This window comes from Streptomyces sp. NPDC002754 (assembly GCF_053592315.1).
Map to the genome: position 1 here is coordinate 257,141 of NZ_JBSFVM010000010.1, position 18,565 is coordinate 275,705.

18 protein-coding genes are annotated in these 18,565 nt (G+C 70.1%); 12 read left to right on the plus strand and 6 right to left on the minus strand.

The features are described 5' to 3' along the window. Window positions 1-27: 27 nt before the first annotated feature. From ACWD2L_RS22415 to ACWD2L_RS22445, 7 genes are all read left to right on the plus strand, one after another. Window positions 28-576 carry a F0F1 ATP synthase subunit B gene (locus ACWD2L_RS22415; protein ID WP_351343931.1) on the plus strand — a complete coding sequence of 183 codons (549 nt, stop codon included), beginning with the start codon at window positions 28-30 and terminating at the stop codon, window positions 574-576. Further along, a complete protein-coding gene (locus ACWD2L_RS22420) occupies window positions 573-1,394 on the plus strand; it encodes a F0F1 ATP synthase subunit delta (RefSeq protein ID WP_351343928.1) in 822 nt (273 codons plus the stop codon). The genes ACWD2L_RS22415 and ACWD2L_RS22420 overlap by 4 nt, the downstream gene beginning before the upstream one ends. A gap of 146 nt (window positions 1,395-1,540) precedes the next feature. Further along, window positions 1,541-3,133, plus strand: a complete 1,593-nt coding sequence (atpA, locus tag ACWD2L_RS22425; protein WP_351343925.1) for a F0F1 ATP synthase subunit alpha — start codon at window positions 1,541-1,543, stop codon at window positions 3,131-3,133. A gap of 20 nt (window positions 3,134-3,153) precedes the next feature. Then, a complete protein-coding gene (locus ACWD2L_RS22430; RefSeq protein ID WP_351343922.1) occupies window positions 3,154-4,080 on the plus strand; it encodes a F0F1 ATP synthase subunit gamma in 927 nt (308 codons plus the stop codon). Then, entirely contained in the window at window positions 4,080-5,516 is a 1,437-nt protein-coding gene (gene atpD / locus ACWD2L_RS22435) for a F0F1 ATP synthase subunit beta (RefSeq protein WP_351343919.1), read from the plus strand. The genes ACWD2L_RS22430 and atpD overlap by 1 nt, the downstream gene beginning before the upstream one ends. Before the next feature lie 121 nt (window positions 5,517-5,637). Continuing rightward, entirely contained in the window at window positions 5,638-6,012 is a 375-nt protein-coding gene (locus ACWD2L_RS22440; protein WP_351344571.1) for a F0F1 ATP synthase subunit epsilon, read from the plus strand. A 133-nt stretch (window positions 6,013-6,145) separates the two neighbouring features. Continuing rightward, on the plus strand, window positions 6,146-6,601 hold the full coding sequence (locus ACWD2L_RS22445; protein WP_351344573.1) for a DUF2550 domain-containing protein: 456 nt from the start codon (window positions 6,146-6,148) through the stop codon (window positions 6,599-6,601). Between the two features lie 245 nt (window positions 6,602-6,846). On the opposite strand, the gene ACWD2L_RS22450 is transcribed toward ACWD2L_RS22445, so the two are convergent. The 3 genes from ACWD2L_RS22450 to ACWD2L_RS22460 form a co-directional block, all read right to left on the minus strand. After that, window positions 6,847-8,706 (minus strand): glycoside hydrolase family 18 chitinase, encoded by a 1,860-nt coding sequence (locus ACWD2L_RS22450; protein WP_351344576.1) that lies wholly within the window; start codon window positions 8,704-8,706, stop codon window positions 6,847-6,849. A gap of 136 nt (window positions 8,707-8,842) precedes the next feature. Further along, window positions 8,843-9,484, minus strand: coding sequence for a response regulator transcription factor (locus ACWD2L_RS22455; protein ID WP_351344601.1), 642 nt, complete (start codon window positions 9,482-9,484; stop codon window positions 8,843-8,845). A 14-nt stretch (window positions 9,485-9,498) separates the two neighbouring features. Continuing rightward, window positions 9,499-10,677, minus strand: a complete 1,179-nt coding sequence (locus tag ACWD2L_RS22460) for a sensor histidine kinase (RefSeq protein WP_351344579.1) — start codon at window positions 10,675-10,677, stop codon at window positions 9,499-9,501. Between the two features lie 170 nt (window positions 10,678-10,847). On the opposite strand from ACWD2L_RS22460, the gene ACWD2L_RS22465 reads away from it, so the two are divergent. After that, complete coding sequence (locus ACWD2L_RS22465) at window positions 10,848-11,399, plus strand: hypothetical protein (protein ID WP_351344582.1); 552 nt, start codon at window positions 10,848-10,850, stop codon at window positions 11,397-11,399. 12 nt (window positions 11,400-11,411) lie between these two features. Here the strand turns inward: ACWD2L_RS22465 and ACWD2L_RS22470 are convergent, their stop codons facing one another. From ACWD2L_RS22470 to ACWD2L_RS22480, 3 genes are read right to left on the minus strand one after another with little or no spacing between them, the layout of a single operon-like run. Continuing rightward, complete coding sequence (locus tag ACWD2L_RS22470; RefSeq protein WP_351344585.1) at window positions 11,412-11,984, minus strand: cob(I)yrinic acid a,c-diamide adenosyltransferase; 573 nt, start codon at window positions 11,982-11,984, stop codon at window positions 11,412-11,414. A 13-nt stretch (window positions 11,985-11,997) separates the two neighbouring features. Next, window positions 11,998-12,753 carry an ABC transporter permease gene (locus ACWD2L_RS22475; RefSeq protein ID WP_351344604.1) on the minus strand — a complete coding sequence of 252 codons (756 nt, stop codon included), beginning with the start codon at window positions 12,751-12,753 and terminating at the stop codon, window positions 11,998-12,000. A gap of 5 nt (window positions 12,754-12,758) precedes the next feature. Beyond that, complete coding sequence (locus tag ACWD2L_RS22480) at window positions 12,759-13,541, minus strand: ABC transporter ATP-binding protein (protein WP_351344588.1); 783 nt, start codon at window positions 13,539-13,541, stop codon at window positions 12,759-12,761. An 82-nt stretch (window positions 13,542-13,623) separates the two neighbouring features. Between ACWD2L_RS22480 and ACWD2L_RS22485 the strand changes: the two genes are divergently transcribed. The 4 genes from ACWD2L_RS22485 (at window position 13,624) to ACWD2L_RS22500 (ending at window position 18,427) form a co-directional block, all read left to right on the plus strand. Continuing rightward, window positions 13,624-14,262 (plus strand): TetR/AcrR family transcriptional regulator, encoded by a 639-nt coding sequence (locus ACWD2L_RS22485; protein ID WP_351344591.1) that lies wholly within the window; start codon window positions 13,624-13,626, stop codon window positions 14,260-14,262. Window positions 14,263-14,432: 170 nt separating this feature from the next. Continuing rightward, on the plus strand, window positions 14,433-15,284 hold the full coding sequence (locus ACWD2L_RS22490) for a 3-hydroxyacyl-CoA dehydrogenase family protein (RefSeq protein ID WP_351344594.1): 852 nt from the start codon (window positions 14,433-14,435) through the stop codon (window positions 15,282-15,284). Between the two features lie 203 nt (window positions 15,285-15,487). After that, the gene (locus ACWD2L_RS22495; protein WP_326016603.1) at window positions 15,488-15,811 is read left to right on the plus strand and encodes an STAS domain-containing protein; all 324 of its coding nucleotides are present in this window, start codon (window positions 15,488-15,490) and stop codon (window positions 15,809-15,811) included. Window positions 15,812-15,973: 162 nt separating this feature from the next. Beyond that, entirely contained in the window at window positions 15,974-18,427 is a 2,454-nt protein-coding gene (locus tag ACWD2L_RS22500) for an ATP-binding protein (protein ID WP_351344598.1), read from the plus strand. Window positions 18,428-18,565 lie beyond the last annotated feature (138 nt).

Consider the following 18,565-nt stretch of genomic DNA (forward strand, 5'->3'; position numbering starts at 1 on the left):
TGACACGATTCGACGAAAGGCACTGTTGTGATCGCCAACCTGGTACAGCTGGCGGCCGAGGAAGAGCAGAACCCGCTCCTCCCGCCCGGCCCCGAGCTGCTCATTGGCACCCTTGCCTTCGCCATCGTCTTCTTTGTCTTCGCCAAGAAGCTCCTTCCGCGTATCAACAAGACGCTGGAAGAGCGCCACGCGCAGATCGAAGGCGGTATCGAGAAGGCCGAGGCCGCCCAGACCGAGGCCCAGAGCGTGCTCGAGCAGTACAAGGCTCAGCTCGCCGAGGCCCGGCACGAGGCCGCGCGGCTGCGCCAGGAGGCGCAGGAGCAGGGTGCCTCGCTCATCGCCGAGATGCGTGCGGAAGGCCAGCGGCAGCGTGAGGAGATCATCGCCGCCGGTCACTCGCAGATCGAGGCCGACCGCAAGGCCGCCGCGCAGGCGCTGCGCCAGGACGTGGGCCTGCTGGCCACCGACCTGGCCGGCAAGCTCGTCGGCGAGTCCCTCGAGGACACCGCCCGGCAGTCGCGCACGATCGACCGCTTCCTCGACGAGCTCGAGGAGAAGGCAGAGGCCACGCGATGACCGCCCACGGAGCGACCCGCGAGGCGCTGGCCGCCGCGCGTGAGCGCCTGGACGCGCTGACCGACAGCACGTCGGTCGACGCCAAGGCGCTCGCCGGCGACCTGGCCTCGGTGACCGCGCTGCTGCACCGCGAGGTCAGCCTGCGACGGGTCCTGACCGACCCGGCGCAGCCCGGCGAGGCCAAGGCCGAGCTCGCGGGCCGCCTGCTCGGCGGCCAGGTCGGCGGCGAGTCCGTCGACCTGGTGGCCGGCCTGGTCCGCTCCCGGTGGTCGGCCTCCCGCGACCTGGTCGACTCCCTCGAGGAGCTGGCCAACACCGCGGACCTGACCGCGGCGCAGAAGAACGGTGAACTCGACGACGTCGAGGACGAGCTGTTCCGGTTCGGCCGGATCGTCTCCTCCAACACCGAGCTGCGCGCCGCACTGACCGACAAGACGGCCTCGGCCCAGGCCAAGAGCGGGCTCGTCAAGCAGCTGCTCGACGGTCGGGCCAAGTCCACCACCGAGCGGATCGTCGGGCGTCTTGTGAGCGCGCCGCGTGGACGTAGCCTGGAAGCGGGACTCGAGTCCCTCTCCAAGCTCGCCGCCGAGCGTCGCGAGCGCATGGTGGCCGTCGTCACCACCGCGGTCCCGCTGAGCGACGCGCAGAAGCGGCGCCTGGGTGCGTCCCTGGCGAAGTTCTACGGGCGTCAGATGCACCTGAACCTGGACGTGGACCCCGAGGTCCTCGGCGGGATCAAGGTGCAGGTGGGCGACGAGGTCATCAACGGCTCCATCGCGGACCGCATCGAGGAGGCCGGCCGACGCATGGCCGGCTGAATCGCAACAACCTGAACACGTACGACTACGGCCCTAGTTGGGCCGTGCAGAGGATTCCTGGGGGCCCGCGGCGCAGCCGCAATGGGAACACAGCCCCAGACCCCCCAAGAACACTTCGGGCCCAACAAGGAGAGCAGGGAACCCAGATGGCGGAGCTCACGATCCGGCCGGAGGAGATCCGGGACGCGCTGGAGAACTTTGTCCAGGCGTACAAGCCGGACGCGGCCTCGCGCGAGGAGGTCGGTACGGTCACCCTTGCCGGCGACGGCATCGCGAAGGTCGAGGGTCTCCCCTCGGCCATGGCCAACGAACTGCTGAAGTTCGAGGACGGCACCCTCGGCCTCGCACTCAACCTGGAAGAGCGCGAAATCGGCGCCATCGTCCTGGGCGAGTTCAGCGGCGTCGAGGAGGGGCAGCCGGTCACGCGTACCGGCGAGGTCCTGTCCGTCGGCGTCGGCGAGGGCTACCTGGGTCGCGTCGTCGACCCGCTCGGCGCCCCGATCGACGGCCTCGGCGAGATCGAGACCAGCGGTCGCCGCGCCCTCGAGCTGCAGGCCCCGGGCGTCATGGCCCGTAAGTCGGTGCACGAGCCGATGGAGACCGGCTACAAGGCCGTCGACGCGATGACCCCCGTCGGCCGTGGCCAGCGTCAGCTGGTCATCGGTGACCGCCAGACCGGCAAGACCGCCCTGGCTGTCGACACGATCATCAACCAGCGTGACAACTGGCGCTCCGGCGACCCGAAGAAGCAGGTCCGCTGCGTCTACGTCGCCGTCGGTCAGAAGGGCTCCACCATCGCCTCCGTGCGCGGTGCCCTCGAAGAGGCCGGCGCGCTGGAGTACACGACCATCGTCGCCGCCCCGGCGTCCGACCCGGCCGGCTTCAAGTACCTGGCGCCGTACACCGGCTCGGCCATCGGCCAGCAGTGGATGTACGAGGGCAAGCACGTCCTCATCATCTTCGACGACCTCTCGAAGCAGGCCGACGCCTACCGCGCCGTGTCCCTGCTGCTCCGACGCCCGCCGGGGCGCGAGGCCTACCCGGGTGACGTCTTCTACCTGCACTCGCGTCTGCTCGAGCGCTGCGCGAAGCTCTCGGACGAGCTCGGTGCCGGTTCGATGACGGGTCTGCCGATCGTCGAGACGAAGGCGAATGACGTCTCGGCGTTCATTCCGACCAACGTCATCTCCATCACCGACGGTCAGTGCTTCCTGGAGTCCGACCTCTTCAACGCCGGTCAGCGCCCCGCGCTGAACGTCGGTATCTCGGTCTCCCGTGTGGGCGGTTCCGCCCAGCACAAGGCCATGAAGCAGGTCTCCGGCCGACTGCGTCTGGACCTGGCCCAGTACCGCGAGCTGGAGGCGTTCGCCGCCTTCGGTTCCGACCTGGACGCCGCGTCGAAGGCCCAGCTGGAGCGTGGCCAGCGCCTCGTCGAGCTGCTGAAGCAGGCTCAGTACGAGCCGATGGCCACCGAGGACCAGGTCGTCTCCGTCTGGGCCGGTACCAACGGCAAGATGGACGAGGTGCCGGTCGTCGACATCCGCCGCTTCGAGAAGGAGCTCCTGGAGCACCTGCACCGCAAGGAGCAGGGCCTCATGACCTCCATCAAGGAGGGCGGGAAGATGTCGAACGACACCATCCAGGCCGTCGACGAGGCTGTCGCCGACTTCAAGAAGCAGTTCGAGACCTCGGACGGGAAGCTTCTCGGCGAGGACGCCCCGGCCGCCGCCGGCAAGTGACGACGGAAGGGACCTGACTCATGGGAGCCCAGCTCCGGGTCTACAAGCGTCGCATCCGATCCGTCACCGCGACCAAGAAGATCACCAAGGCGATGGAGATGATCGCCGCCTCGCGTGTCGTCAAGGCACAGCGCAAGGTGGCGGCCTCCACGCCGTACGCGTCCGAACTGACGCGTGCGGTCACGGCGGTGGGGACCGGGTCGAACACAAAGCACCCGCTGACGACCGAGGTGGAGTCGGCGACCCGTACCGCGGTACTGCTGCTCACCAGCGACCGCGGTCTGGCCGGCGCCTTCAACTCGAACGCCATCAAGGCCGCCGAGCTGCTCACCGAGAAGCTCGAGGCCGACGGCAAGGAGGTCGACACGTACATCGTCGGCCGCCGCGGTCTGGCCCACTACAACTTCCGCGAGCGCAAGGTCGTGGAGTCGTGGGCGGGCTTCACCGATGAGCCGACGTACGCGGACGCCAAGAAGGTCGCGGCGCCGCTGATCGAGGCGATCGAGAAGGAGACGGCGGAGGGCGGCGTGGACGAACTCCACATCGTCTACACCGAGTTCGTCTCGATGATGACGCAGACGGCCATCGACGGCCGGCTGCTGCCGCTCAGCCTCGAAGAGGTGGCGGAGGAGTCGAAGGCGTCCGGCAAGGGCGACGAGATCCTTCCGCTGTACGACTTCGAGCCGTCGGCGGAGGACGTCCTCGACGCCCTGCTGCCGCGCTACGTCGAGAGCCGGATCTACAACGCGCTGCTCCAGTCGGCTGCTTCCAAGCACGCCGCCACCCGCCGCGCGATGAAGTCGGCGACCGACAACGCGGGAGACCTGATCAACAACCTCTCCCGCCTTGCCAACGCGGCCCGCCAGGCCGAAATCACCCAGGAAATCAGCGAGATCGTCGGTGGCTCCAGTGCCCTCGCCGACGCGAACGCGGGGAGTGACAAGTAATGACGACCACTGTTGAGACCGCGACGGCCACGGGCCGCGTCGCCCGGGTCATCGGCCCGGTCGTCGACGTGGAGTTCCCCGTCGACGCGATGCCGGACATCTACAACGCCCTGCACGTCGAGGTCAACGACCCGGCGCAGGACGGCGCGAAGAAGACCCTGACGCTCGAGGTCGCTCAGCACCTCGGTGACGGCGTGGTCCGCGCGATCTCCATGCAGCCCACCGACGGCCTGGTCCGCCAGGCCTCCGTCGTCGACACCGGTGCCTCCATCTCGGTGCCGGTCGGCGACTTCACCAAGGGCAAGGTGTTCAACACCCTCGGCGAGGTCCTGAACGTCGACGAGGAGTACACCGGCGAGCGCTGGGGCATCCACCGCAAGGCGCCCAACTTCGACGAGCTCGAGTCGAAGACCGAGATGTTCGAGACCGGCATCAAGGTCGTCGACCTTCTCACCCCGTACGTCAAGGGTGGAAAGATCGGCCTCTTCGGCGGTGCCGGCGTCGGCAAGACGGTGCTCATCCAGGAGATGATCTACCGCGTCGCCAACAACCACGACGGTGTCTCCGTGTTCGCCGGTGTCGGTGAGCGCACGCGTGAGGGCAACGACCTCATCGCGGAGATGGCGGAGTCCGGCGTCATCGACAAGACCGCGTTGGTCTTCGGTCAGATGGACGAGCCGCCGGGCACCCGTCTGCGCGTGGCCCTCGCGGGCCTGACGATGGCGGAGTACTTCCGCGACGTCCAGAAGCAGGATGTTCTCTTCTTCATCGACAACATCTTCCGCTTCACGCAGGCCGGTTCCGAGGTCTCGACCCTGCTGGGTCGCATGCCCTCGGCCGTGGGTTACCAGCCGACCCTGGCCGACGAGATGGGTCTCCTCCAGGAGCGCATCACGTCGACCCGTGGTCACTCGATCACGTCCATGCAGGCCATTTACGTGCCCGCGGACGACCTGACCGACCCGGCCCCGGCGACGACCTTCGCCCACCTCGACGCGACGACGGTGCTTTCCCGTCCGATCTCCGAGAAGGGCATCTACCCGGCCGTGGACCCGCTGGACTCGACGTCCCGCATCCTGGACCCCCGCTACATCGCGGCGGACCACTACAACACGGCCATGCGCGTCAAGACGGTCCTCCAGAAGTACAAGGACCTTCAGGACATCATCGCGATCCTCGGTATCGACGAGCTCGGCGAGGAGGACAAGCTCACTGTCCACCGCGCCCGTCGCGTGGAGCGCTTCCTGTCGCAGAACACCCACGTCGCCAAGCAGTTCACCGGCGTCGACGGGTCGGACGTGCCGCTGGACGAGACGATCGTGGCCTTCAACGCGATCATCGACGGCGATTACGACCACTTCCCGGAGCAGGCGTTCTTCCTGTGCGGTGGCATTGAGGACCTCAAGGCCAACGCCAAGGAGCTCGGCGTCTCCTGAGCTGTGCAGCTCTGGGGGAGGGAGGGCCGGGGGTATGTCCCGGCCCTCCCTCCCCGCCCACTAGACTTTGAACCGACACCCGGCAGCGGATGCCGCCGGGTGGTGACCCGAGGAGCCCACCTTGGCTGCTGAGCTGCATGTCGAGCTCGTCGCCGCGGACCGTAGTGTCTGGTCCGGCGAGGCCACCCTGGTCGTCGCGCGTACCACGTCCGGCGACATCGGCGTCATGCCCGGTCACCAGCCGCTGCTCGGTGTGCTGGAGTCGGGCCCCGTGACGATCCGTACGACGGACGGGGGGACGATCGTGGCGGCTGTCCACGGCGGTTTCGTCTCGTTCGCCGACAACAAGCTGTCTCTGCTGGCCGAGATCGCCGAGCTTTCGGACGAGATCGACGCCCAGCGGGCGGAGCGGGCGCTGGAGCGCGCGAAGTCGGACGCCGACGCGTCCGCCGAGCGTCGCGCCGACGTGCGACTCCGTACGGTGGCGGCGCGCTGAATCCAGCGAGCCACATGATGTACCTCAGCCGCGGCCCGGGCCGGAGATAATCTCCGGACCAGGTCGCGGCTGAAGCGATCTACAACTGTTTTGCTGTTTCGTTATCGGTCGAGAAGCGAGGAGGTCGGTGCAGATGGTCCTCGTTCTCGTGCTGTGCGTAGTCGCGATCGTCGTACTCGTGGTGGTGGGGCTTGTCGCCTTCGGAGTGCGGCGGCGGCTCATCCAGCGGTCCGGCGGTACGTTCGACTGCTCGTTGCGGTGGGATGCGCCGGCGCCCGGTGCGGTGGATGTCTCCGGTAAAGGGTGGGGCTACGGGATCGCCCGCTACAACGGGGACCGGATCGAGTGGTTCCGGGTCTTCTCGTATGCGCCTCGTCCGAAGCGGGTGCTGGAGCGGGCGGCGATCGAGGTCACCGGGCGTCGCGCTCCGGACGGCGAGGAGGAGCTCGCGCTCCTTTCCGACGCGATCGTCCTTGCGTGTACGCACCGCGGGACGCGCCTGGAACTGGCCATGAGCGAGGACGCGCTCACCGGTTTCCTCGCATGGCTTGAGGCAGCCCCTCCCGGCCAACGCGTCAACGTGGCGTAACCCCCCGGGGGCTCCGCCCCGGACCCGGCGCCTCAAACGCCGGCGGGGCTCCAAAGATGTCCTCAATCGCCGGACAGGCTCCAAAATGGAGCCCGGAAAATACCCAGCCCGCCCGGCGTTTGAGGGCAGTCTTTTGAGCCCGCCCGGCGTTTGAGGGCTTTCGGGAAGGGGCGGGGCGGGGAGATGCATGGAGAAGCCGGGCCGACGGGGGGGGCGTTCCCGTGGGCCCGGCTTCCGTCAGGGGGTTACTTCAGGCCGGAGTCGATGGCTGTGACCAGTTCACCGTTGGACGTGTCGCCTGAGAATTCCCAGAAGAACGCGCCGCCCAGGCCCTGGGATTTGGCCCAGCTCATCTTCGACCCGATCGTCGCCGGCGTGTCGTAGGACCACCAGTCCGAGCCACAGTGGGCGTAGGCCGTCCCGGCCACCGTGCCGTTCGAGGGGCACTTCGTCTTGAGGACCTTGTAGTCCTCGATGCCCTGCTCGTACGTCCCGGCGGCGGGCCCCGTCGCGGTGCCCCCCGGCTCCTTCTGCGTGACACCCGTCCAGCCACGCCCGTAGAACCCGATCCCGAGCAGCAGCTTCGCCGCCGGCACCCCCTGCGCCCTCAACTTGGCCATCGCCTCGGCGGAGTTGAACCCCTGCTGCGGGATCCCGGAGTACGACGTGAGCGGGGAGTGCGGGGCCGTCGGCCCCTTGGCGTCCCACGCGCCGAAGAAGTCGTACGTCATGACGTTGTACCAGTCGAGGGACTGGGCCGCGCCCGCGTAGTCGTTCTTCTCGATCTTGCCGCCGGAGGACGCGTCGGCCGTGATCGCCGCCGTGACCAGGTTCTGCGAACCGAACTTCGAACGCAGCGCCGTCGACAGCTTCTTCAGCGCGTCCTGCCCGGACGTGTCACAGCTCAGGCCGCACGCGTTCGGGTACTCCCAGTCGATGTCGATGCCGTCGAAGACATCGGCCCAGCGCGGGTCCTCGACCAGCTTGTAGCAGGAGTCGGCGAACGCGGCCGGGTCCTTCGCGGCGTCACCGAAGCCACCGGACCAGGTCCAGCCGCCGAAGGACCAGATCACCTTGAGGTTCGGGTGCTTGGCCTTCAGCTGGCGCAGCTGGTTGAAGGCGCCGCGCAGCGGCTGGTCCCAGGTGTCGGCCTGCCCGGAGACGGAGTTGGCGGCCGTGTACGCCATGTCGGTGTCGGCGTAGGAGTCGCCCATGGTGCACTTGCCGCCCTGGACGTTGCCGAAGGCGTAGTTGATGTGCGTGACCTTCGCGGCCGAGCCGGAGGTCTCCAGGTTCTTCGGGTAGTACTGGCGGCCGTATACGCCCCAGTCGGTGAAGTAGCCGAGCTTCACCTTGCCGCCGGTGCCCGGGTCGGGGTCCGTGCCGCCGCCCGTGGTGTGCACCTTCACGGAGCCGGAGACCGGGCCCGTCTGGTCGGCGGTGTCGCGGGCCTGCACCGTGTACGAGTAGTCGGTGCCGGCCTTGAGCCCCGTGTCGGTGTACGAAGTGCCGGTCACCGTCGCGACCTTGGAGCCGTCGCGCAGGACGTCGTAGTTCTTGACGCCCTTGTCGTCGGTGGCGGCCGACCAGGTCAGTTTCGCCGAGGTGTCGGTGACGCCGGAGGCGGTCGGGGTGCCGGGCGCGGTGGGTGCCTTGTCGTCCGGCACGTCGCCGCCGTCGCAGGAGGCACCGTTGAGCTTGCAGCCCGTGGGGGCGCCGGAGCCGGAGCCGTTGAACCCGAAGGAGACGGAGGCGCCGGGCGCGAGGGAGCCGTTCCAGGAGAGGTTCTTGGCGGTCCAGTGGTCGGCCGAGTTGGTGACGGTCGCGTCCCAGGCGGAGGTGACCTTCGTACCGGAGGGGAAGTCCCACTCGACGGCCCATGAACTCACGCTCGTGGTACCGGAGTTCTTGATGGTCCACTTGCCCTCGAAGCCGCTGCCCCAGTCCTGGGTCTTGGCGTACGTGGCGGTGACGGCGGTGGCCGCGGCGGCGGCGTGGGACGGGGTGGCCAGGCCGACGAGGGCGGCGGCGGGGAGGACGAGAGCGGCGAGGACGGCGGTGGATCTGTGCCGAAGTCGCTGTCTGGGGACATGGGTTGAGCGCATCGGTGCTCCTCGGGTGGTCCGGGGTTCGTTAGGGGGTGGAACCCTGCGACGCCCATGAGCACCGGAGTGGGGGGTGTGCTCACCGCAGTGCCGCGAGAATAGAAAGGTCTGGACCATCGGTCAAGGTCTAAACCAATCACGGCTTTCGGCCAACTTCCTGTGCCAGCACGGCCGCCTGCACCCTGCTGCGGAGGTTCAACTTGCCCAGCAGGCGGCTCACATGGGTCTTCACCGTGGCCTCGGCCATGTCGAGCCGCACCGCGATCTCCGCGTTGGACCGCCCCTCGCCCAGGCAGTCGAGCACCTCGCGCTCCCGCCGCGTCAGGGTCTCCAGCTCCGGGGGAGCGGTGGTGCGGCCGGGCCCCGCGGCGAACTCGGCGATGAGCCGGCGCGTGACGGCCGCCGCGATCATCCCCTCGCCGCGCGCCACCGTCCGCACGCCCTCGAGCAGGTCCTTCGCGTCCGTGTTCTTGAGCAGAAACCCGGACGCGCCCGCGCGCAGCGCCCCGAAGACGTACGCGTCGAGGTCGAAGGTGGTCAGCACGAGCACGTCCGCCAGCCCCTCGGCGACCACCGCGCGGGTGGCCGAAACGCCGTCGAGCCGCGGCATCTGTACGTCCATCAGGACCAGGTCGGGCCGCAGTTCGCGGGCGAGTTCCACCGCCCGCTCGCCGTCCTCGGCCTCGCCGACGACCTCGATGTCGGGCGCGCTGTTCAGGATGAGCACGAGCCCGGCCCGTACGGCGGACTGGTCCTCGGCGACGAGCACGCGGATCACGGGCGTCACGGGGGTCACGCGGGGTCTCCTCCTTCGGTGTGCAGCGGCAGGGCGGCGAGCACTCGCCACTCACCCGCGTCGCCGTCGGGTCCCGCGTCGAACGTGCCGCCGAGCAGCGCCGCCCGCTCCCGCATCCCGACGAGCCCGGCTCCGGAGCCCGGCGCGCGCGGCCCGTCCCGGTCCCCATACGGGGAGTCGACCCGCACCTCGACGCGCGTGTCGGAGCGGTCGACGGCCACCGTGACCGGGCCGGGCGCCGCGTGCTTGAGCGCGTTCGTGAGGGATTCCTGGACGATGCGGTAGGCGGCGAGTTCGACCGGCGCGGGCAGTCCGGTGACGGCGCCGGACACGGTCAGCCGGGCGTCGAGGCCGTTCGTGCGGGCCTGCTCGACGAGGGCGCCGAGGCCCGCCAGGGTGGGCGCGGCGACCGGCTCGGCGTCTTCGCCCGCGTCCCGCAGGATGCCGATGAGGCGGCGCATCTCGGCGAGGCCGTCGACGCTGTTCTCGCGGATCGTCTTGAGCGCCGTACGCGTGGTGTCCTCGTCGTCGAGGGAGAGCGCGGCCGTGGAGTGGATCGCGATCGCCGAGAGGTGGTTCGCCACCATGTCGTGCAGCTCGCGGGCCATCCGGGCACGCTCCGCGGTCACCGCCTGCGTCCGGTCGAGCTCGGCGAGCAGCGCGGTCTGTTCGGCCCGCAGCCGCTCCGCCTGCGCGGCCTCGCGGTGGCCGCGGACCAGCATGCCGGTGGCCGCGGGTGCGAACGACACGAGCCCGGTCACGACGCCGATCAGGACCGCCTCGGGCCGCCGCCACCACGCCACGAAACTCAGCGTGACGGCGACCGTGAGCAGGCCGGTGACCACCGGGAGGCGGCGCGCGGCGGCCGGCGTGCCGTACAGCGCGCCCGCGTACATCAGGTCGGTGAACATCAGCACCGTGGCCAGATTGCCGTCGGTGAACTGGTCGGCGATCACGGCGACCGTGCCGACGATCACCGCGAGGCGAGGCCGGGTGCGGCGCAGCGGTTCCAGGGCCGCCATGACGACGAGGGGGACGAGCGCCCACGTCTCGCCGAGGGGCCGGCCCCCGTTCATCGGAAGGCCGATGCCCCACAGCGCGAGCCCGCCGAGCAGTCCGCCGACGGCGATGCGCACGTCGTCGCGGTGCGGACGGAGCGGAGCGGCGGCTTGCATGCCTCCATCCAACACGGCCGGAGCGGTCCTGCCATGGTGCGGCGGGACGAGCCACGCCCTCGCGGCACTACATCGAAGGATGCAGTCCCACTTCGTCATGTACGACGACGATCACGCGCCGCCCGGCAGGGAGGCTTGAAGCGGGGAAGGGGAAACGAGAGGAGCCCACCGTGATCGTCACGCTGATCGTCATCTGCGAGGTCGCCTTCTGGGTGCTCCTCGCCGCAGGACTCGCCCTGCGCTACTGGGCGAAGATGCCGCGCGCGAGCGTCGCGGTGCTGCTGTGCGAGCCGCTCCTGGAGGTCGTGCTGCTCGTCGTCACGGCCATCGACCTCAAGAACGGCGCCGAACCGGACTGGAAGCACGGCCTCGCCGCGGTCTACATCGGCTACTCCGTCGCCCTCGGCCACTACACGATCCAGTGGGCCGACGTCCGCGTCGCCCACCGCTTCGCGGGCGGCCCGCCTCCGTCGACGCCCAAGTACGGGGTGCCGCGCGCGATCCACGAGTGGAAGCTGGCGGTCCGCTGGATCCTCGCCGCGGCCATCGCGATGGGCCTCTTGCAGGCCGCGATCTGGTACGTGGGCACCGACGGGGCCACCGATTCGCTCGGTCAGTGGCAGGAACGCATGCTCTTCCTGATCGCGCTCAACGTGATCATCGCGCTGAGCTACACGGTCTTCCCGAAGAAGGCCCCGGCGGTGACGACGAACAAGGGCTAGAGCCCTACGGCCTCAACGCTCGCCGCCCGGCACCCACAGCACGTCCCCGACCTCCTTGTTCGCGATCCGCGCCAAGATGAACAGCAGGTCGGAGAGGCGGTTGAGGTAGGTCGCCGTGAGCGGGTTCATCGTCTCGCCGTGGACCTCCATCGCGGCCCACGTCGACCGCTCCGCGCGCCGTACGACCGTGCACGCCTGGTGCAGGAGCGCGGCGCCCGCGGTGCCGCCCGGCAGGATGAAGGAGCGGAGCTTCTCCAGTTGCTCGTTGAAGTGGTCGCAGTCCGCCTCCAGCTTGTCGATGTAGAACTGCTCGACGCGCAGCGGCGGGAACTCGGGCTCGGCGACGACCGGGGTGGAGAGATCGGCCCCGACGTCGAAGAGGTCGTTCTGAACGCGCACGAGCACCTTCACGACCTCCTCTTCAAGGCCGCCGAGCGCGACGGCCGTGCCGATCACGGCGTTCGCCTCGTTGGCGTCCGCGTACGCCGAGATCCGCAGATCGGTCTTGGCGGTGCGGCTCATGTCGCCGAGGGCGGTGCTGCCCTTGTCTCCGGTACGGGTGTAGATGCGCGTCAGATTGACCATGCGACCAGCGTAGTTACGCCGAGGCCCGGCGGAAGCCGCGTGTGCCCACCGTCACGGCGAGCCCCGCGAAGACGAGCGCGACCAGCACCCCGTAGAGCATGTTCGCCGTCGCGTACTGGCCGACGTACGCGTCCCGCACCGCGTCCACCAGGTAGCGGATCGGCATGATGTGCGAGAGCACGTCCAGCCACCCCGGCGCGAGCGCCATCGGCAGCATCAGGCCCGACAGCAGCATCGACGGCATGGTGACCGCGTTGATGACGGGCCCGAACTCCTGCGGCGTACGCGCCTTGAAGGCGAGCGCGTACGACAGGGAGGCCAGCGAGACCGTAAGGAGCGCCACGAAGGCGAAGCCGATCAGGATGCCCGCGAGCGGCGCGCGCAGGCCCATGGCCAGCGCGGCGAGCACGAGCAGCACCGCCTGGAAGAGGAACAGCGCGGTGTCCCGCAGGACGCGCCCGAGCAGCAGCGCGACCCGGCTGACGGGCGTCACGCGCATCCGCTCCACCACCCCGTAGCTCTTCTCGACGATGATGCCGAAACCGCAGAACGCGGCTCCGAACAGGCCGAGTTGGAGCAGCAGCCCCGGCACCAGGATCTGCCAGGAACTGCCGTGGGAACCGATCGGCAGTTCCGTGAGCAGCGGCCCGAAGAACACCAGGTACAGCAGCGGCATCAGGATGCCGAACAGCATCTGGAACCGGGAGGAGAGGGTCTGGCGGGCGTACCGCCCGAAGATCAGGGCGGTGTCGGACAGCAGGGTCTTCATCGCGCTCACACCGCCACGGGGGTCGTGTCCACGGGCGAGGGGCCGCGCCCGGTGATGGCCAGGAAGGTGTCCTGGAGGGAGGCGTCGATCGATCCGCCGTGCGCCAGCTTCAGCGCGCTCGGCGTGCCGTCGGCCGCCACAACTCCCTTGTCCACCACGACGATCCGGTCCGCGAGCGCATCCGCCTCGTCGAGGTAGTGCGTGGTCAGGAACACCGTCGTGCCGTACGTGTCGCGCAGCCGCCGCACCAGGTCCCACAGGTCGGCGCGGCTGCCGGGGTCGAGCCCTGTCGTCGGCTCGTCGAGGAAGAGCACCGTCGGCCGGTGCGCGAGCCCCATCGCGATGTCAAGGCGGCGCCGCTGACCGCCGGAGAGCGCGGCGGTCTTGCGCTCCATGAGGTCGGTGAGGCCGAGATCCGCCGCCAACTCCTCGGCCCGCGCGGCTGCTTGAGGCTTCGTCAGGCGGTACAGGCGGCCCTGCGTGACCAGCTCCTCGCGTACGGAGACGTTCGGATCGACACCCCCGGACTGGGCGACGTACCCGACCGCGCGTCGCACCCCCGCCGGATCGCCCGCCAGGTCGCACCCCGCGACGGTGGCCGCGCCACCGGTCGGCGCGAGCAGCGTCGTGAGCATCCGCAGGGTGGTGGTCTTGCCGGCGCCGTTCGGGCCGAGGAAGCCGAGGATCTCGCCGGGTTCGACGCGCAGGTCGATGCCGCGGACGGCCTCGACGGGGCCGCGTTTGGTGGTGAAGGTCCGGGCGAGCCCGGACGTGCTGATGACTGCCATGCGGCCAAGAAAAACAGAGTCGATGAAATTTTGCAACGCCCCCAAAATTTCAGCGAGGCCAGCAAACCCGTAGAATCGGCCCATGACAGAAGGGCTCAGGGAGCGGAAGAAGCGGCAGACCAGGCAGTACATCTCGGACGTGGCGACCGGGCTGTTCCTGGAGCGCGGCTTCGACGCGGTGACCGTCGCGGAGATCGCGGACGCCGCGAACGTCTCCGTGAACACCGTCTACAACTACTTCCCGGCGAAGGAGGACCTGTTCCTCGACCGGTCCGCCGGGGTCGTCGACCGGATGTCCCGCTGGGTGCGTGGGCGCGGGCCGGGGGAGTCCGCCGCCGCGGCCGTGTTGCGGGAGCTGCGCGAGGAGGTGGAGTCGGTCTCGCCGCGTGTCGGCCTGATGGACGGCTACAGCGCGTTCATGCGCGTGGTGCACGCCGCCCCCGCCCTGCGCTCCCGCCTGTGGGCCATCCAGCAGGAGGTCCACGACAACCTGGTGGAGACGCTGCGGGAGGAGACCGGCGCCGACGCGGACGACGCGCTGCCGGACCTGATTGCGGGTCAGATCGGCTGGGTCCACCAGACCGTCATGGCGCACATCGGGCGCCGGATGGTCGAGGGCGGCACCCCCGCCGAAGTCTCCCGCGAGATGCTCGACGAGCTCGACGAGATCGAGGAACTTCTGAGCGGCAAGGTGCTCAACTACGCCGTCCGTGACGCCTGATGGGCACGGATGATCGATCACTGATCAGTGTCAGTGTGATGTCCGTCATTCGAGACGTGACGCGCATCTCTTAGCGGTCACACGGCCGCTCACGGGCGCTAGTGTCCGCCGGAGAGCAACGTAAACAGTGGTTTGAACGGTCGCGCGGGACACGCGGTTAGGGGACGTACGTGGCAGGGAAGCTCGCCGTCATCGGAGCCGGCCTCATGGGGTCGGGCATCGCGCAGGTCTCCGCCCAGGCGGGCTGGGACGTCGTACTGCGCGACGTCACCGACGAAGCGCTCGCGCGCGGCACCGATGGCATCAAGGCCTCGTACGAGAAGTTCGTGGGCAAGGGGAAACTCGACGCCGCCGACGCCGAGGCCGCCCTCGGCCGCATCACCGCGACCACCGACCTGGACGCGGCGGGCGACGCGGACGTCGTCGTCGAGGCCGTCTTCGAGAAGCTCGAGGTCAAGCACGAGATCTTCCGCGCGCTCGACAAGATCGTGCGGGACGACACGGTGCTCGCCTCGAACACCTCGGCCATCCCGATCACCAAGATCGCGGCGGTCACCGCACACCCGGAGCGCGTCGTCGGCGCGCACTTCTTCTCGCCGGTGCCGATGATGCAGCTGTGCGAACTCGTGCGCGGCTACAAGACGAGCGACGAAACACTCGCCACCGCGCGGGAGTTCGCCGAATCCGTCGGCAAGACCTGCATCGTGGTGAACCGGGACGTCGCCGGGTTCGTGACGACCCGTCTCATCTCCGCCCTCGTCGTCGAGGCCGCGAAGCTGTACGAGTCGGGGGTCGCCACCGCCGAGGACATCGACGTCGCCTGCAAGCTGGGCTTCGGTCACGCGATGGGGCCGCTCGCCACCGCCGACCTGACGGGCGTCGACATCCTGCTGCACGCGACCGAGAACATCTACACCGAGTCGCAGGACGAGAAGTTCGCGCCACCGGAGCTGATGCGCCGGATGGTGGACGCCGGTGACATCGGCCGTAAGAGCGGGCAGGGCTTCTACAAGCACGCTTGACCATGCAGCTGATGCCATGTCACCCGTCGGGGTGAATTCGGTATCGGTTCGCTTACAGACGGCAACTTTCGGCCCCCACGGCCCGTCAGTTGCAGTGACATACCCAGATCACCCGGATCACATGAACAGCTGAGTACCGGCTCAGAAGCAGTCGCGTACTCCGACCACGCCGAGCACTTCTGTATTTCCCACGGGGAGCGCATATGTACATCAGGGGCGACCACGTCGAGCTGGTCGTCGGGGGCCGCCTCGACGTCCGCAGCGCGGCGGACGCCCGTACGGTCCTGCACACCGCCGTCGATGACGGAATCGGCGATCTGGTGCTCGACCTGTCCGAACTCGACTCCTGGGACGCGACGGGCCTCGGCGTCATCATGGGCGCCCACCGCCGCGCGGGCCGCTGCGGACGCCGGCTCGTGCTGCGCCGCGTGCCGCCCCAGATGCAGCGCCTGCTCGTCGCCACCAGACTGCACCGGATCCTGGCCATCGAAGGTGGCATCGGCGTCGAATCCCTGCCGCGCGTCTGAAACCAGTCATTCCGGCGGGAACCGCCGACAATCCTCACGAGACTGTGACGTCTCGGGCGGCGCGGTACCTCCCGGTTTCGTAGATACTGAACGGAGCGACAGCGCGGTGCGCACAGGCCGGGAGGGGCAAGCGGCGCACCACGCTATTGGGGGGCATTGACGATGGACCCGATGAACCGGGGACCGGAAGATTCCAGCCAGGAACGGCACGACGGGACAGGGGACGGCGAGGCGCGACAACGCCAGCCGCGCGACCCCCTGACACCTGACTACGGCCAGGCGTCACCCGCGCTCGCCCGCACCGTGCAACTGGTCTCGGGCGACCACCTGCTGACCGTCAATCCCGTGGACGGCAGCGAGATCGAGTCCTGCCCGCCCGGCGAGCGCCCGGGCCGGCCCACCAGGTACGACGCCGGTGAGCGTGCGGCGCTCGCCCGCGCCGCCCGGCCACCGCTGCCGCCAGGACCCGCACAGCCGCAACTGCCGCTCCTGGAGCGCCAGGAGGAGCGGGAGCGGCTGGTGCGACTCCTCGCGCGCGGCCGCTCCGTACGGCTCACAGGGCCCGCGGGAGCCGGACGCACGGCGCTGCTCGACCAGATCGCCGAGGACTGCGCCGACATCGCGCCCGACGGAGTCGTCCGCCTCTGCGGCCACCGGCGCTCCGTCGAGGATCTGCTGTACGGGCTGTTCGGCGCGGTCCACAAGGCGCCGCAGCACCGCCCCGACCGCGCACTGCTGCTCGAACTCGTCCACGAGATCGGCGCCGTCGTCGTCCTCGACGACCTGGAATTCGGCGGCGCCGCGCTCGACGAACTCCTCGAAGCGACGCCCGAGTGCGCCTTCCTGCTGTCCGCGACGCCCGACGTGCCGGCTCCGTCGGCCGACTCGCACGTCGAGGAGGTCTTCCTCGCGGGGCTCGGCCGCGGCGGTGGACAGGAACTCCTGGAGCGGGCCGTCGGCCGGGTGCTCACCGACGAGGAGGCGCAGTGGGCCGCCGACCTCTGGTTCGAGTCCGAGGGCCTGCCGCTCCGGTTCGTCCAGGCGGGCGCCCTGCTGAGGCAGCGCGACCAACTCCGCACCGACCCCGAGGCCTTCGACGCGTTCGGATACTACGAGGGTCCCGACGCGGCCCCCGTCGACGCGCCCTTCGACGCCGCCGACGGGCACGACGTGCCGCTGCCCGCGCTCGCCGAGGCCGCGGCGCCCGCCGCGCTGCTCGCGTCCCGGCTCGGCGCGTCCGCGCGCGCCACGCTGGAGTTCGCGGTCGCGCTCGGCGGCGAGATCCCGCACCAGGCGCACCTGCCGGCGCTCGTCGGTGACACGCACGCCGACGCGGCCCTCGCCGAACTCGTCTCCTGCGCGCTCGTCACGCCCGTCGGCGGCCGCTACCGCCTCGCGGCCGGAGTGCGCCCGCAGTTGGAGGCCGCGGGCTACGGCTCCGACGTCGCCGGACGCGGGCGCACCGCCGCCCACCACTACGCCTGGTGGGCCGCGCACCCGTCCGTGGGGCCCGAGCGGGTGGCGGCGGAGACCGACGCGGTGCTGGCCGCGCTCGCCGCTACGGCGACCCTTGAAGCGTGCGTGAAGCTGGCCCGCGCGGCCGCGCCCGCCTTCGCCGCGGGGCTCGTCTGGAGCGCGTGGGAGCGCGCCCTCAGGGCGGGCCTCGAAGCCGCGCGCTCCACGGGGCAGGTGGGCGAAGAGGCGTACTTCCACCACGAGTTGGGCATCCTCGCGCTCCTCGGCGGGCAGCTCGACCGGGCCCGCGTCGAGCTGGAGGCCTCCATCGCGCTGCGCGGCGCCGTCGCCGACAAGCGCGGCACGATCGCCGGGCGCAGGGCCCTCGCCCTGGTCGCCGACCGCTCGGGCGGCGCGCTGCCCGGTGGACGTACGGCGGCGGGGGAGGAGGTCCCGGACGCGATGTCCGAGGAGTCGGCCTCGCCGCCCGGCGGCGTCCCCGCGTACGCGCGGTCCGAGGCGCCGGTCGAGCCCGACACCCTGGTGGCCCGGCCGGCCGGCGTGCCGCCCGCACCGCCCGCCCCGACCGTTCTCGGAGCCAAGGCGCCCTCGCGCAAATCGGTGGCCGGCGGCGCCCGGCGCAACATGGTGGCGGCGGGCGCGGGTGCGCTGCTCGCGGCGGTGCTCGGCACGGTCGTCACGCTCGGCGCGACATCGGGCAACGACGACCCGCCGTCGGACAAGGTCGACACGAAACCGTCGGCGACGGCGGGGGAGAACGGTGGGGACCTCGGGGCCGACGAGGCGGGTGACGGCGGCAGGACGAGCGCGGCGCCGACCGACCCCGGCAAGGACGGAGTCCTCGGCACGGCCGACGACCCGACGCCTTCGAGCGCGCCGAGCGACGGGCCCTCCGGCTCGCCGAGCGGCTCCAAGACCCCGGACGACCCGACGAAGTCGCCGACCAAGTCGCCCACGAAGTCCCCGAGCAAGCCCCCGACCAAGACCCCGACGAAGCCACCCACGACGCCGCCGACGACGCCCCCGACATCGAGCCCGCCGCCGGCCACGACAACGCCTCCGGAGACGACAACGCCCCCGACGACGCCGGACACCTCGGACACGGCAAGCGGCCCACTCACCACAACACCGACCGCTTGAGGCGCGGGGGTCCTTCTCCCCGCCCCGCCCCTTCCCGAAAGTCCTGCCGGACGGGCATGCTCAATCGCCGGCGGGGCTTGCTCATCAAGCCCCGCCGGCGATTGAGGCGATCTTTCAGCCCCTGCGGCGATTGAGCAG